Source organism: Amycolatopsis sp. NPDC058340, from assembly GCF_042723975.1.
Lineage (GTDB): Bacteria > Actinomycetota > Actinomycetes > Mycobacteriales > Pseudonocardiaceae > Amycolatopsis.
The window spans coordinates 149132-163735 of the sequence record NZ_JBHXIB010000009.1 but is presented as its reverse complement, the minus strand read 5'-3'; the positions used below and the strand labels follow the sequence as shown (position 1 = coordinate 163735).

The 14604-nt window shown below is 69.5% G+C and carries 9 protein-coding genes; 7 read left to right on the top strand and 2 right to left on the bottom strand.

What is annotated here, in order from left to right; translation table 11 throughout:
* Positions 1 to 92: 92 nt before the first annotated feature.
* From ACFWIW_RS14715 to lgt, 3 genes are read left to right on the top strand one after another with little or no spacing between them, the layout of a single operon-like run.
* Positions 93 to 1235: an amidohydrolase family protein gene (locus ACFWIW_RS14715; protein WP_378368905.1), complete on the top strand. Its 1143-nt coding sequence runs from the start codon at positions 93 to 95 to the stop codon at positions 1233 to 1235.
* Positions 1232 to 2401 (top strand): M20 family metallopeptidase, encoded by a 1170-nt coding sequence (locus tag ACFWIW_RS14710; protein WP_378368904.1) that lies wholly within the window; start codon positions 1232 to 1234, stop codon positions 2399 to 2401. Before ACFWIW_RS14715 ends, ACFWIW_RS14710 begins: the two co-directional genes overlap by 4 nt.
* 29 nt (positions 2402 to 2430) lie before the next feature.
* Positions 2431 to 3471: a prolipoprotein diacylglyceryl transferase gene (gene lgt / locus ACFWIW_RS14705; RefSeq protein ID WP_378368903.1), complete on the top strand. Its 1041-nt coding sequence runs from the start codon at positions 2431 to 2433 to the stop codon at positions 3469 to 3471.
* Positions 3472 to 3716: 245 nt separating this feature from the next.
* Here the strand turns inward: lgt and ACFWIW_RS14700 are convergent, their stop codons facing one another.
* Together ACFWIW_RS14700 and ACFWIW_RS14695 are read right to left on the bottom strand one after the other, a co-directional pair.
* Positions 3717 to 4781, bottom strand: coding sequence for a diacylglycerol kinase (locus tag ACFWIW_RS14700; RefSeq protein WP_378368902.1), 1065 nt, complete (start codon positions 4779 to 4781; stop codon positions 3717 to 3719).
* Positions 4782 to 4789: 8 nt separating this feature from the next.
* Entirely contained in the window at positions 4790 to 5575 is a 786-nt protein-coding gene (locus ACFWIW_RS14695) for an SDR family oxidoreductase (RefSeq protein WP_378368901.1), read from the bottom strand.
* 327 nt (positions 5576 to 5902) lie between these two features.
* Here ACFWIW_RS14695 and gltB point away from each other — a divergent pair, with 327 nt between their 5' ends.
* From gltB to ACFWIW_RS14675, 4 genes are all read left to right on the top strand, one after another.
* On the top strand, positions 5903 to 10471 hold the full coding sequence (gene gltB / locus ACFWIW_RS14690) for a glutamate synthase large subunit (protein ID WP_378368900.1): 4569 nt from the start codon (positions 5903 to 5905) through the stop codon (positions 10469 to 10471).
* Complete coding sequence (locus ACFWIW_RS14685; RefSeq protein WP_378368899.1) at positions 10464 to 11972, top strand: glutamate synthase subunit beta; 1509 nt, start codon at positions 10464 to 10466, stop codon at positions 11970 to 11972. The genes gltB and ACFWIW_RS14685 overlap by 8 nt, the downstream gene beginning before the upstream one ends.
* A gap of 165 nt (positions 11973 to 12137) precedes the next feature.
* Positions 12138 to 13529, top strand: a complete 1392-nt coding sequence (locus tag ACFWIW_RS14680) for an alpha/beta hydrolase (protein WP_378368898.1) — start codon at positions 12138 to 12140, stop codon at positions 13527 to 13529.
* Positions 13530 to 13657: 128 nt separating this feature from the next.
* The gene (locus ACFWIW_RS14675; protein WP_378368897.1) at positions 13658 to 14590 is read left to right on the top strand and encodes a trypsin-like serine peptidase; all 933 of its coding nucleotides are present in this window, start codon (positions 13658 to 13660) and stop codon (positions 14588 to 14590) included.
* Positions 14591 to 14604: the final 14 nt, after the last annotated feature.

Here is a 14604-nt window from a genome sequence, read left to right as displayed (position 1 = left end):
CCTCATCCTGGCCTGTTCTCCAGCCCCTTGCCACGCCCGGATCCGGCCATAGGGTGAGGCCGCACTCGTCGATCACGAGAAGGGACGCGCTCATGCCGGGAACCCCGATCCTGCCGTTCGTGGCCCGGACACGGCTGGTGGACCACCACTGCCACGGCGTCGTCACCGGAGACCTCGGCCGGATCGAGTTCGAGCAGATGCTCACCGAGGCCGACACCGTCTCGTCACTGGGCACCACCCTGTTCGACTCGCTGATCGGGCTCGCCGTGCGGGCCCGCTGCGCTCCCGTGCTCGACCTGCCGCCGCACGTTCCGGCCGAGGTCTATCTCGCCCGCCGCGCCGAACTGGGCGCCACGGAGGTCAACGCGCGATTCCTGCGTGCCACCGGCACGACCGAATTCCTGCTCGACGGCGGTTTCCTGCCGGACACGCTGACCACGACCGAGCAGTTCGCCGCGCTGTCCGGTGGCCGCGCGCGGGACATCGTCCGGCTCGAACAGGTCGCCGAATCGGTGATCGGAGCGACCACCGCGGCCGGATTCGCCGAGGCCTTCACCGGGGAACTGGCGAAACGCGCCACGACGGCCGTCGGGTTCAAGTCCATCGCCGCCTACCGGGTGGGCCTCGACCTGGCGGGCGACCGGCCGACGGACGCCGAAGTCACCGAAGCGGCGGGCCGCTGGCTCGCGCGGATCGAGGCGGGCGAACCGGTCCGCCTCGCGGACGAGGTGCTGCACCGGTTCCTGATCTGGACCGGGATCGATCTGGCCTTGCCGATCCAGTTCCACGTCGGTTTCGGCGATTCCGACGTCGACCTGCACCGCTGCGATCCGCTGCTGCTCACCGGGCTGCTGCGGGCCACCCGGTCGCACGGGGTGCCGATCATGCTGCTGCACAACTATCCCTTCCACCGGAACGCCGCGTATCTGGCGCAGGTGTTCGAGCACGTGTTCGTCGACGTGGGACTCGCGACGCACAACGCCGGTCATCGTGCGCCCGCGATCATCGCGGAGACAATGGAGATCGTGCCGTTCGGGAAGCTGCTGTTCTCCACGGACGCGTTCGGGCTGGCCGAGCTGTACCACCTCGGTACCGCGCTGTTCCGGCAAGGACTGTCCGACTTCCTGTACGCGGGGCTCACTTCGGACGTACTGTCCGAAGTGGACGCGCATCGGATAGCGGCGCTGGTGGGGCACCGCAACGCCGAACGGGTGTACGGGCTGGAGGGGTCATGACGGAGCTGGACGAACTGCACGACCGGTGGGAGGCCGCGGTCGAAGCGGAGCTGCCTTCCGCGATCGAGCTGCGGCATCGCGTACACGCCGACCCCCGGGCGTCGGGGGACGAGGAGGACACCGCGCGGGTCGTCGTCGAGGCGCTGGGCATCGACGACGGGGTCCAGGTCGCCAAGACCGGGCGTGCCGTGCTGCTCCCCGGCACCGGGCCGGGACCGGCCGTGGCGCTGCGCACCGAGCTGGACGCGCTGCCGGTCACCGAACGCACCGGGATCCCATGGGCTTCGGAGACGTCGCTGATGCACGCGTGCGGACACGACGTGCACATGGCCGCGCTCGTCGCGACCTGCCGCGCGGCCGCCGTCGTCGGGGTGCCCCGGCCGCTCGTCGCGCTCCTCCAGCCGCGTGAGGAGACGTCGCCGTCCGGCGCGCTGGACATCGTCGAGTCGGGTGTGCTCGCCGAGTACGGCGTCGAGTCGGTCATCGGCGCGCACGTCCAGCCCCGGCTCGCGGCGGGTGTGGTGTCCGCGGTGCCGGGACCGGTCAACGCCTCCACCGACGAGTTCGACGTCGTCGTCCGCGGCCAGGGCGGGCACGCCGGATACCCGCATCTGCTGCGGGACCCGATCCTCGCGCTCAGCCAGATCGTGGTGAGCCTGCAGCAGCTCGCGAGCCGCCGGGTCGATCCGGTGTTCGGCGCGGTCTGCTCGGTCGGCCGGATCGAGGCCGGGACCACGGCGAACGTCGTGCCGAACGAGGCCCGCCTGTCGGGCTCGCTGCGGCTGATGCGCGCCGAAGACCGCGACCTCGCGCTGGAAGGGCTCGCCGAGGTCGTCCACGGCACCGCCAAGGCACACGGCTGCCGGGCGGAACTGGAGATCAGCCCGTGCGAACCGGTGCTGCACAACGACCCCGGGCTCACCCAGCGCGCGCACCGGCGGCTGCTCCGGACAGGCGTGGGCGTGGACACCGATTTCCGCTCGTTCGGCGCCGACGACTTCGCGCACTACTGCGGGATGACACGCGGGCTGATGATGTTCGTCGGCCTCGGCGACACCGCCGGTGCGCCCAGCCTGCACGACGAAGTCTTCCTGCCGCCGGACGCGGCCATCGGGCACGTGGCTTCGGCGCTGATCGCGGGCTATTTGGCCGCCGTCGAGGGCTGACGCCCCCAAGAAGTGGATGAAGCGCTACGGTGGCCGACGTGAATACCGCCTCGGCAGCGTTCCTCGCGACCATCCCCAGCCCCGACCAGGGCGTCTGGCATATCGGGCCGGTCCCGATCCGGGCGTACGCGCTCTGCATCATCGCCGGCATCATCGTGGCGATCTGGCTGGGCGAACGGCGCTGGGTGAACCGCGGCGGCACGAAGGGCACCGTCATCGACGTCGCGGTCTTCGCGGTGCCTTTCGGCCTGATCGGCGGCCGGTTGTACCACGTCATCACCGACAACCAGCTGTACTTCGGCGAGGGCAAGAACCCGCTCAACGCGCTGAAGATCTGGGACGGCGGCCTCGGCATCTGGGGCGCCATCGCGCTCGGCGCCGTCGGCGCGCTGATCGCTTGCCGCCGCCGGGGCATCCCGCTTCCCGCGATGGCGGACGCGCTCGCGCCGGGGATCGTGATCGCGCAGGCCATCGGGCGGCTCGGCAACTACTTCAACCAGGAGCTCTACGGCGCGCACACCGATCTGCCGTGGGGCCTGGAGATCTACCAGCGCTACAACCCGACCAACCCGGACGACTTCCTGAACGGCATCGCCATCGGGCACGTCCCGCTGCCGGACAGCCCGGTGCACCCGACGTTCCTCTACGAGCTGATCTGGAACCTCGGGGTCGCGCTGCTGGTCATCTGGGCGGACAAGAAGTTCCGCCTCGGCCACGGCCGCGCGTTCGCGCTGTACGTCGCCGGGTACACCGCGGGCCGGTTCTGGATCGAGATGATGCGGACCGACACCGCGAACCACATCCTCGGCCTGCGGGTCAACGTGTGGACCTCGATCCTGCTGTTCGCCGCGGCGGTCGCGTACTTCGTCCTGGCCGCCAAGCGGGGGCCGAGGGAAGCGCCGGAAACGCTGTGGAGCAAGGACGTGCCGCGAGAGGACTCCGCCTCCGATACCTCCGATGCCTCCGACTCCGGTGAGTCACACGCGGAGGTCGCCGCCGCTCCGGACACCGTCCGGGACTCCGCCGCCGACAAGGCGACCGAGGACCCGAAGCCCGACGCCGAGAAGTAGCGGGCTTCAGTACGTGAAGGCCCCCTTCATTGCGCTAGACGCAGTGAAGGGGGCCTTCACGTACCTCCACCTTCCGGGACTCGCCGCGGTGAGTCGCGTGATCAGACGGACGACACATGTGTCCAGACGGACGACACGCGTGATCAGGTGGACGGCACGCGATAGGACCTGGCTACGGCCCGTGGCGTCCGTCCCATCACGCGTGGTGTCCGTCTGATCACGCGTGTCGTCCAGCCAGTCAGGCTTCAGGGAGCCACCAGGCCCCGTCCGGTCACCAAAGGCAGGTCCAGCGCCGTCAGCAGCCCCGGCGGAGCCGCCACCACCGCCGGGATCGCGTTCACCAGCCGCATCGCGGTCGCCTTCAGCCCGGCCGTGTTGTGGTCGCCGTCGGTCCCGACCAGGCGCAGGTCCAGCACGTAGTTCGGCTCCCCGGTCACCTGGACGCGGTAGCAGCCCTGCCCGGTCGGCTGCGGCCAGTCCGGCCCGAGGTCGCCGCGCAGCCGCGTGATGTGCTCCAGCACGCACACCGGCCGTCCGCCGCGCATGCCGCGCACCTCGAACCGCAGCGCCGCCGCCGTGCCCTCCTTGATGGTTCCCGAGGCGATCTCGAACGTCTCAGGCGCCGGTAGCCGTTCGTAGACCTCCTCGACGGCGTCGAGTTCGACGTCCAGCCCGGCCGCGAGCTGCCGCACGACGCTGCCCCAGGCCAGCGACAGCACGCCGGGCTGCAGCAGGAGTGGCAGATCGTCCATCTCCCGGCCGAAGCCCATGATGTCGAACAGCACCTTGCCGTTGTCGTACGTCGAATAGTCGAGGATCTCCAGGCAGCGCACCTCGTCGATCCGCTCGCACACGCCGGTGAGCACCAGTGGCAGCCAGTCGTTGGCGAAGCCGGGGTCGACGCCGTTGACCCACAGCGAAGCACCGCCTTCGCGGGCGGCCTCCCGGATCGGCTCGATCATCTCCGGCGGGACGACACCTTCGGGGTACTGGAGGAACACCGGGCTGCTGGACACCACGTTGATCCCCGCGCGCAGGAAGCGCTTCAGGTCCTCGACGGCTTCGACGAGCCGGTCGTCGGCCATCGCCGTGTAGAGCACGCAATCCGGCTTCAGCGCGATGAGCGCGTCCGCGTCGGTGGTGGCCGCGACACCGAGCGCGCGCCCGAGCCCGGCCAGCTCCCCGGCGTCGACGCCGGCCTTGGCGTCGCTCGAAACCCAGACCCCGGCGAGTTCGAGATCGGGCCGGGCGGCTATCCCGGCCAGCGCGTGGCGGCCGACGTTCCCGGTACTCCACTGGACCACGCGCACGGTGCCTCCTACAGATCGGGCAGGCCCAGCTCCAGGTTCGGGGCCTGCAGTCCTCCGTCGACTTCGATGATCTTGCCGGTGACGTACCGGCCCGCGCCCGACGCCAGGAACACGACGGTGGCCGCGATGTCCTCGGCCTCGCCGATCCGGCGCAGGGGAGTGGCGGCCTCCATCCGGCCGCGCAGTTCGTCGTTGCCCACCACCACTTCGAGCGCGGAGGTCGCCACCGAGCCGACCGAGATCGCGTTCACGCGCACCTTCGGCGCGAGGTCGGCCGCGGCGAGCCGGGTGTAGTGCGCCAGTGCGGCCTTCGCCGTCCCGTACGCGGCGAAACCGCGGCCGGTCACGCGGCCCATGACCGACGAGATGTTGACGACCGAGCCGCCCGACTCCAGTAAGGACGGTGCCGCCGCCACGGTCAGCGCGTGCGCGGTGGAGACGTTGAAACGAAAGGCTTCTTCGAGGAAGTCCGGGGTGGTTTCCAGCAGCGGCCGTGGATACGTGCCGCCGACGTTGTTGACCACCAGGTCCAGCCGCCCGAACTCCGCCGCCGCGATCCGCGCCAGCTCGCCCGCGGCGGCCGGGTCGCTCAGATCGGCGGGTACCACGTGGGCGCGCCTGCCGGCGGCGGCGACCAGGGCCGCCACGTCCTCGAGCTGGGTCTCGGTGCGGGAGGAGATCACCACGTCGGCGCCGGCCTCGGCGAGCGCCACGGCGGTCGCCGCGCCGATCCCGCGTCCGGCGCCGGTGACCACGGCGACCTGGTCGGTGAGCCGGAAACGGTCCAGGATCATGGCCGGAACTGTAACATGTTCTATTTCCGGTGTCCTGGGCTCGCGCGACGGGGCCGGAGTGACTAGGGTCGCCTCACCGCGTCTCGTGACATCCCGGAACAGGACATATACTTAGCGGAACGAACTACTGCGACCTCATCAGGAACTGTGTCGTTCCGGGCGTCCAGATCGTTACCCATCGGCGGGCTTTCGCGCCCGCCGAACTGATGCCGACGTGTTTCACAGGTGTTAAAGTCGCGCTAACGAACGGGCCATCGTCGTCCCGTGCGCATTCCCCCGGCCGGCCTCGCCCGGTCGCTGAGCACAGACGACGAAGGAGGTCCCTTCATGATCTTCTCCGCCATTCCAGGCAAACAGGGTCTCTACGATCCCGAATCCGAACAGGACTCCTGCGGTGTGGCCATGGTGGCCGACATCCGCGGGCGGCGCTCGCACGGCATCGTCACCGACGGCCTGTCCGCGCTGACGAACCTCGACCACCGCGGTGCCGCCGGCGCGGAGCCGACCAGTGGTGACGGTGCGGGCATCCTGCTGCAGCTCCCGGACGAGCTGCTGCGGGCGGAAGTGGACTTCACGCTGCCCGAGGCGGACGCCGACGGTCACCAGACCTACGCGACCGGGATCGGTTTCCTGCCCTCGGACGCCGAGGAGCGGAACAAGGCCATCGCCCTGATCGAGCGGATCGCCGGCGAAGAGGGCCTCGACGTCCTCGGCTGGCGTGAGGTACCGGTCGACGCCGACCGCGCCGACATCGGCCCGACGGCGCGTTCGGTGATGCCGCATTTCGCGATGCTGTTCGTCGCGGGCGCCGAGGCCGACGGGCGATGTCCCGCCGGGCTCGAACTGGACCGCCTGGCCTTCTGCCTCCGCAAACGCGTCGAGAACGAGAGCGTGACCGCGGGCTGCGGCACCTACTTCCCGTCGCTGTCCTCGCGGACCATCGTCTACAAGGGAATGCTGACCCCCGAGCAGCTCCCGCTCTTCTTCGCCGATCTGACCGACACCCGGCTCACCAGCGCCATCGCGCTCGTGCACTCGCGGTTCTCCACCAACACCTTCCCGTCGTGGCCGCTGGCGCATCCGTTCCGGTTCGTCGCGCACAACGGCGAGATCAACACCATCCGGGGCAACCGCAACCGTATGCGCGCCCGTGAGGCGCTGCTCGAATCGGACCTCATCCCCGGCGACCTCACCCGGCTGTACCCGATCTGCTCGGCCGACGCGTCGGACTCCGCCTCCTTCGACGAGGTGCTGGAGCTGCTGCACCTCGGCGGCCGGTCACTGCCGCACGCGGTGCTGATGATGATCCCCGAAGCGTGGGAGAACCACGCCGGGATGGACGCCCAGCGTCGTGCGTTCTACCAGTTCCACGCCAGCCTCATGGAGCCGTGGGACGGCCCGGCCTGTGTCACCTTCACCGACGGCACGCTCGTCGGCGCGGTGCTCGACCGCAACGGCCTGCGCCCCGCCCGATGGTGGCGCACCGCGGACGATCGCGTCGTGCTGGCCAGTGAGGCGGGCGTCCTCGACGTCGCCCCCGCGGACGTCGTGGCCAAGGGCCGCCTCAAGCCCGGCCGCATGTTCCTGGTGGACACCGAAGCGGGCCGGATCGTCGACGACGAAGAGGTCAAGTCGGCGCTGGCCAAGGAGCTCCCGTACGAGGGCTGGCTGCACGCCGGACTCCTGCAGATCGCCGACCTCCCGGACCGCGACCACATCGTGCAGAGCCACGATTCCGTGCTGCGGCGCCAGCTTTCCTTCGGCTACACCGAAGAAGAACTGAAGATCCTCCTCGCGCCGATGGCGGTCAAGGCGGCCGAGCCGATCGGTTCGATGGGCTCCGACACCCCGCCCGCCGTGCTGTCGAAGCGTTCCCGGCTGCTTTACGACTACTTCAAGCAGAACTTCGCGCAGGTCACCAACCCGCCGCTGGACGCGATCCGCGAAGAACTCGTCACCTCGATGAGCCGGATCATGGGCCCCGAGCGCAACCTGCTCGCCCCCGGCCCGGCCTCCTGCCGCCACGTGCAGCTGCCGTATCCGGTGATCGACAACGACGAACTCGCCAAGCTGATCCACATCAACGACGACGGCGACCTTCCCGGCTTCGCGTGCAGTGTCCTTTCCGGACTGTACGAAGTGGACGGTGGCGCCGACGCGCTGGCGTCCGCGATCGAGCGGGTCCGGCGCGAGGCCTCCGAGGCGATCGCCGCCGGCGCGCGCACGCTCGTGCTGTCCGATCGCGACTCCGACCACCGCATGGCGCCGATCCCGTCGCTGCTGCTGGTGTCCGCGGTGCACCACCATCTGGTGCGCACCAAGGAAAGGTTGCGTGTCGCGCTGGTCGTCGAGACCGGCGACGCCCGCGAGGTCCACCACATCGCGCTGCTGCTCGGCTACGGCGCCGCGGCGGTGAACCCGTACCTGGCCTTCGAGACCATCGAGGACATGATCTCGACCGGTGCGGTCACCGGTATCGAGCCCGCCAAGGCGGTCCGCAACTACGTCAAGGCGCTCGTGAAGGGCGTCCTGAAGATCATGTCGAAGATGGGCATCTCGACCGTCGGCGCGTACACCGCGGCGCAGGTCTTCGAATCCTTCGGCCTGGCACAGGATCTGCTCGACGAGTACTTCACCGGGACGTCGTCGAAACTCGGCGGGGTCGGGCTGACCGTGCTCGCCGAAGAGGTCGCCACGCGGCATCGTCGCGCGTACCCGGACAACCCGACCGATCGTGTCCACCGTGGACTCGAGACCGGCGGCGAGTACGCGTACCGCCGTGAGGGCGAGCTGCACCTGTTCACCCCCGAGACCGTCTTCCTGTTGCAGCACGCGACGAAGACCGGGCGGGAAGAGGTGTACAAGAAGTACTCCGACGAGGTGCACCGCCTGTACCGCCAGGGTGGCGCGCTGCGCGGGCTGTTCTCCTTCCGCGAGGGGGCCCGCGAGCCCGTCCCGCTGGACGAGGTCGAGCCCGTCGAGGCGATTTTCAAGCGCTTCAACACCGGTGCGATGTCCTACGGCTCGATTTCGGCCGAGGCACACGAAACGCTCGCCATCGCGATGAACCGCATCGGTGGCCGGTCGAACACCGGTGAGGGCGGGGAAGACCCCGAGCGGCTCTACGACCCGGCACGGCGCAGCGCGATCAAGCAGGTCGCGAGCGGCCGCTTCGGTGTCACGAGCGAATACCTCGTCAACGCCGACGACATCCAGATCAAGATGGCGCAGGGCGCGAAGCCGGGCGAGGGCGGGCAGTTGCCGCCGAACAAGGTGTACCCGTGGATCGCGCGCACGCGGCACTCGACGCCTGGTGTCGGGCTCATCTCCCCGCCGCCGCACCACGACATCTACTCGATCGAGGATCTGGCCCAGCTGATCCACGACCTCAAGAACGCCAACGAGAACGCCCGCATCCACGTGAAGCTGGTGTCCTCGCTCGGTGTCGGAACAGTCGCGGCGGGCGTGTCCAAGGCGCACGCCGACGTCGTGCTGATCTCCGGCCACGACGGCGGCACCGGCGCCTCCCCGATGAACTCGCTCAAGCACGCGGGCACCCCGTGGGAGATCGGGCTCGCCGAGACGCAGCAGACGTTGCTGCTCAACGGTTTGCGCGACCGGATCACCGTGCAGGTCGACGGCGCGATGAAAACCGGCAAGGACGTCGTCATCGCCGCACTGCTCGGCGCGGAGGAGTACGGCTTCGCGACGGCGCCGCTGATCGTCGAAGGCTGCGTCATGATGCGCGTCTGCCACCTCGACACCTGCCCGGTCGGCGTCGCGACCCAGAGCCCGGATCTGCGCAAGCGGTACACCGGACAGGCCGACCACGTCGTGAACTACTTCCGGTTCGTCGCCGAAGAGGTCCGGGAAACGTTGGCGGCACTCGGTTTCCGCACCCTCGACGAGGCCATCGGGCACGCGGAGATGCTGAACACCGACGAGGCGATCGACCACTGGAAGGCTTCCGGTCTCGACCTCGCGCCGATCTTCGAGATGCCGTCCGACACCCCGTACGGCGGGGCGAAGCGGCGCACGCGTTCGCAGGACCACGGCCTGGAGCACGCGCTCGACCGGACGCTGATCCAGCTCGCCGAGGCGGCGCTGGAGGACGCGCATCCGGTGCGGCTCGAACTGCCGGTGCGGAACGTGAACCGGACCGTCGGCACACTGCTCGGCTCCGAGATCACCCGTCGCTACGGCGGTGAAGGGCTGCCCGAGGACACGATCCACGTGCTGCTGACCGGTTCCGCCGGCCAGTCGCTCGGGGCGTTCCTGCCGCGCGGCATCACGCTCGACATGGTCGGCGACGCGAACGACTACGTCGGCAAGGGCCTTTCGGGCGGGCGGATCGTCGTGCGCCCGCATCCGGACGCGAAGTTCGCCGCGGAGGGCCAGACCATCGCCGGGAACACCCTCGCGTACGGCGCCACGAGTGGCGAGATGTTCCTGCGCGGCCAGGTCGGCGAGCGGTTCTGCGTGCGCAACTCCGGCGCCGTGGTGGTCGCCGAGGGCGTCGGCGACCACGCCTTCGAGTACATGACCGGCGGGCAGGCCGTGGTGCTCGGCCCGACCGGGCGCAACCTGGCGGCGGGCATGTCCGGCGGCGAGGCCTACGTGTTGGACCTCGACCGCGGCAAGGTCAACGAGGAGATGGTGAACCTCCAGACGCCGTCGTCGGAGGATCTCGCCTGGCTCAAGAAGACCGTGCAGAAACACTACGACCTCACACGTTCGGCCGTGGCCGCGTCGCTGCTCGGCGACTGGCCGCGTCGCTCGGCGGCGTTCACCAAGGTGATGCCCCGCGACTACCAGCGTGTCCTTGACGCGGCGAAGGCGGCGCGCGCCGCGGGCCGCGACGTCGACGAAGCGATCATGGAGGCCGCTCGTGGCTGATCCGACGGGTTTCCTGAAGTACGAACGCGAAGAGCCGAAGAAGAAGTCTAAAGAGGACCGTCTCGCCGGCTGGGGAGAGGTCTACGCCGACGTGGAGCCGGGTGAGCGCAACGAACAGGTGCGCAAGCAGGCTTCGCGGTGCATGGACTGCGGCATCCCGTTCTGCCACTCCGGTGGTTCCGGCTGCCCGCTGGGCAACCTGATCCCGGAGTGGAACGACCTGGTTCGCCGCGGCGACTGGGCCGCGGCGAGCGACCGGCTGCACGCGACCAACAACTTCCCCGAATTCACCGGGAAGCTGTGTCCCGCGCCGTGTGAGGCGGGCTGCGTCCTGTCGATCTCGCCCCTGTCCGGCGGCCCGGTGTCGATCAAACGGGTCGAGCAGACGATCGCGGACCAGTCCTGGGAAGCGGGTTACGTGCAGCCGCAGGTCTCGGCGGTCTCGTCGGGGCAGCGGGTCGCGGTCGTCGGCTCCGGCCCGGCCGGGCTCGCCGCCGCGCAGCAGCTGACCCGCGCCGGCCACGAGGTGACCGTCTTCGAACGGGACGACCGGCTCGGCGGCCTGCTGCGATACGGCATCCCCGAGTTCAAGATGGAGAAGAAGGTCCTCGACCGGCGGCTCGCGCAGCTCCGCAAGGAGGGCACGAAGTTCGTCACCGGCTGCGAGGTCGGCGTCGACCTGACCGTCGAGGAACTTCGGGCGGAGTACGACGCCGTGGTCCTCGCCGTGGGCGCGTTGCGCGGCCGCGACGACAAGACCACGCCCGGACGCGAACTGGCCGGGATCCACCTGGCGATGGAACATCTGGTCCCGGCCAACAAGTACGTCGAGGGCGACGGCCCGTCGCCGATCGACGCGGCGGGCAAGCACGTCGTCATCATCGGCGGCGGTGACACCGGGGCCGACTCCTACGGCACCGCGACCCGGCAGGGCGCGCTTTCGGTGACCCAGCTGGACCAGTACCCGACGCCGCCGTCCACAAGGGACGACGAGCGGTCGCCGTGGCCGACGTGGCCGTACATCCTGCGCACCTATCCGGCGCACGAGGAGGCGGGCGAGCGCAAGTTCGCCGTCGCGGTCACCCGGTTCATCGGTGACGACGAGGGCAACGTGCGCGCCGTGGAGCTCCGTCAGGTCCGCGTGGTCAAGGACCCGGAGACCGGCAAGCGCATGGTGACCCCGGTCAACGACGAGGTCGAGGAACTGCCCGCCGATCTCGTGCTGCTCGCGATCGGGTTCGAGGGTGTCGAGCACATGCCGCTGCTGGACGGGCTCGGCCTTTCGCTGACGAAACGCGGCACGCTCTCGTGCGGCGCGGACTGGCAGACGGAGGCGCCCGGCGTGTTCGTCTGCGGCGACGCGCACCGCGGTGCCTCGCTGGTGGTGTGGGCGATCGCCGAGGGACGTTCGGTGGCGAGCGCCGTCGACGCCTACCTCACCGGCGCTTCGGACCTGCCCGCTCCGGTGCACCCGACGGCGCTGCCGCTCGCTGTCGTCTAGGTCCGGACAGCGTTGAGGCTCGTGAGTGGCAAGGACGGTTAGAACCGTCCTTGCCACTCACGAGGCCCAAGACCAACGTAAGGTCCCGCTCCTCCCGAAGGTGGAGGCCCCGGATCAGGCTCCGGTCCGACGCGGTGGGGCGGCCGGTCGCGCCAAGCTCGCCGCATGCGAAAAACGTTGGCGATACTGGCTTTCCTGCCCTTGGCCGTGGCCATCCCCGCAACCGCCGAAGCGGCTCCGGCGCTCAGGTGGACGTCGCCCTGCCCGGACTACGGCATGACACCGTCACCGACCGAGGGCCTCGAATGCGCGAAACTCGAGGTGCCGCTGGACTACGCCGACCCAGGCGGCCGGACGATCGAACTCACCGTCTCCCGCAAGGCGAGCGAATCGCCGAAGCGACGTGGCGTGCTGCTGATGAACCCCGGCGGCCCCGGCAGCCCCGGTCTGGCGATGCCCGCGCAACTCGCGCAGCGACAGGGACAGTCCGGCCTGCTCGACAGTTACGACGTCATCGGTTTCGACCCGCGCGGGACCGTTTACAGCACGCCGGTGACCTGTGACCTGAGCGAGGAACAGCGGTTCATCGCCGTCGGCCCGTACGCGGAGGGACCGCGTGACGTCGCCGAGAAGGCGGCGAAGTCCCGCGCGGTGGCGAGGCAGTGCGCCGAGTCGGAGACTGCGGATCTCCTGCCGCACATGACCACCGCCAACACCGCGCGCGACCTGGACCGGATCCGCGCGGCGCTGGGGGAGCGGAAGATCTCGTACTACGGCGTTTCGTACGGCAGCTATCTCGGCGCCGCCTACGCGTCGATGTTCCCCGCGCGCACGGACAGGATCGTGTTGGACAGCCTCGTCGGTCCTGAAGGACTGGACGTCCGGGCGCATCAGCGGTTCGCCGAGGGCTTTGATGATCGCTTCGGCGACTTCACGGCTTGGGCGGCGGCGCGCGATGACGTCTATCACCTCGGGCGGACACAGGCCGAGGTGACGGCGAAGTTCCTCGAACTGGCCGAGAAACGTCCGGGAATCCGAAGCGACACTTGGGGAGCGCTGTACGACGACGCGAACTTCCCTGGCCTCGCCGAGCGATGGGCCGCTCCGGCGGCGAAGGCACAGAGTGGGCCGCTCGACGGCGACAATCACGCCGCGCTTCAGCTCCAGGTGCTCTGCAACGACTCCGACTGGCCGGAAAGCGTTCGCTACTACCAAAAAGCGGTCGAGCGCGCCCGCGTGACGCATCCGATGTTCGGCCCCGCCACCGCGAACATCACCCCGTGCGCGTTCTGGCCGGTCGAGCGCCGCGAACCGCCCGTGCGGATCCACGACCGCGGACCGTCGAACATCCTGCTGGTGCAGAACCTCCGCGACCCGGCGACGCCGCTGTCCGGCGCGCGGGAACTGCGTTCGGCGCTGGGCGGACGGGCGAAGTTCGTCACCGTGGACGACGGCGGGCACGGCGTCTTCACCAAGGAGAACGCCTGCGGCAACGACTTCGTGGTCCGGTACCTGCGGGACGGCGACCTCCCGGCCGCCGACGCGCATTGCCTCTAGACCGAACGGCCCATACACGTCCACGGATGCGGCCGAACGGCCGCTTGTACGCCCGGTAGCAGGACAAATACTTTCGAAATGTCGTGCAAGTCATACGGCAATTCACCGGTGGCGAAAGGTGGTACGCCATGAAGAGGACGGCTTCCCGGGCGGGGATATTGGCGGCGCTCGTGGGACTGGCGGTGACGGGTCTGACAGCCGTCGCGAGTCCCGCCAACGCCGGACCGGTCCACCATGAAGCCGCGGCCGACGCGCGGGCGGTCGCGGCCTACTGGACCCCGGAGCGGATGCGGTCGGCGGTGCCGATCGAACAGCTGGTCCAGGCGCCCGCCTTCACCCCGAAGGATGTCGCGAAGGGCACGAGCACGATCATCCAGAGCATCCCCAACGGCGGGGGCGCGTGGACCGGCGCGGGCAAGGTCGTGCAGACCGCGGGCCGGGTGTTCTTCACCATGGGCGGGCGGAACGCGTCGTGTTCCGGTGACGCGGTCACCAGCACGAACGGCAGCGTCGTGATCACCGCCGGGCACTGCGTGAAGTACCAGGGCGCCTGGCACACCAACTGGACCTTCGCGCCCGGCTACAACAACGGCAACACGCCCTACGGCACCTGGGCCGCGAAGAGCACGCTGACCACCCCGCAGTGGGAAGCGAGCGAGGACATGAACTACGACATCGGCGCGGCCGTGGTCAACCCGCTCAACGGGCAGAAGCTGACCGACGTCGTCGGCGCGCAGGGGATCGCGTTCAACCAGGCGCGCAACCAGTCGATGTACACGTTCGGGTATCCGGCGGCGGCCCCGTACGACGGCACGAAGCTGATCTACTGCAGCGGGAGCACGTTCACCGACTTCCTGCTCACCAAGGACCACGGGATGAACTGCAACATGACCGGTGGTTCGAGCGGCGGCCCGTGGTTCCTCAACTTCAGCGAGGCGACCGGCGCGGGCATCCAGGCCTCGGTGAACAGCTTCGGCTACAACTTCCTGCCGGGCTACATGTTCGGCCCGTACTTCGGCACGGACGCGCAGAACCTCTACAACAAGGCACAGGCCGCCTGATCTCGTCCGCCGCC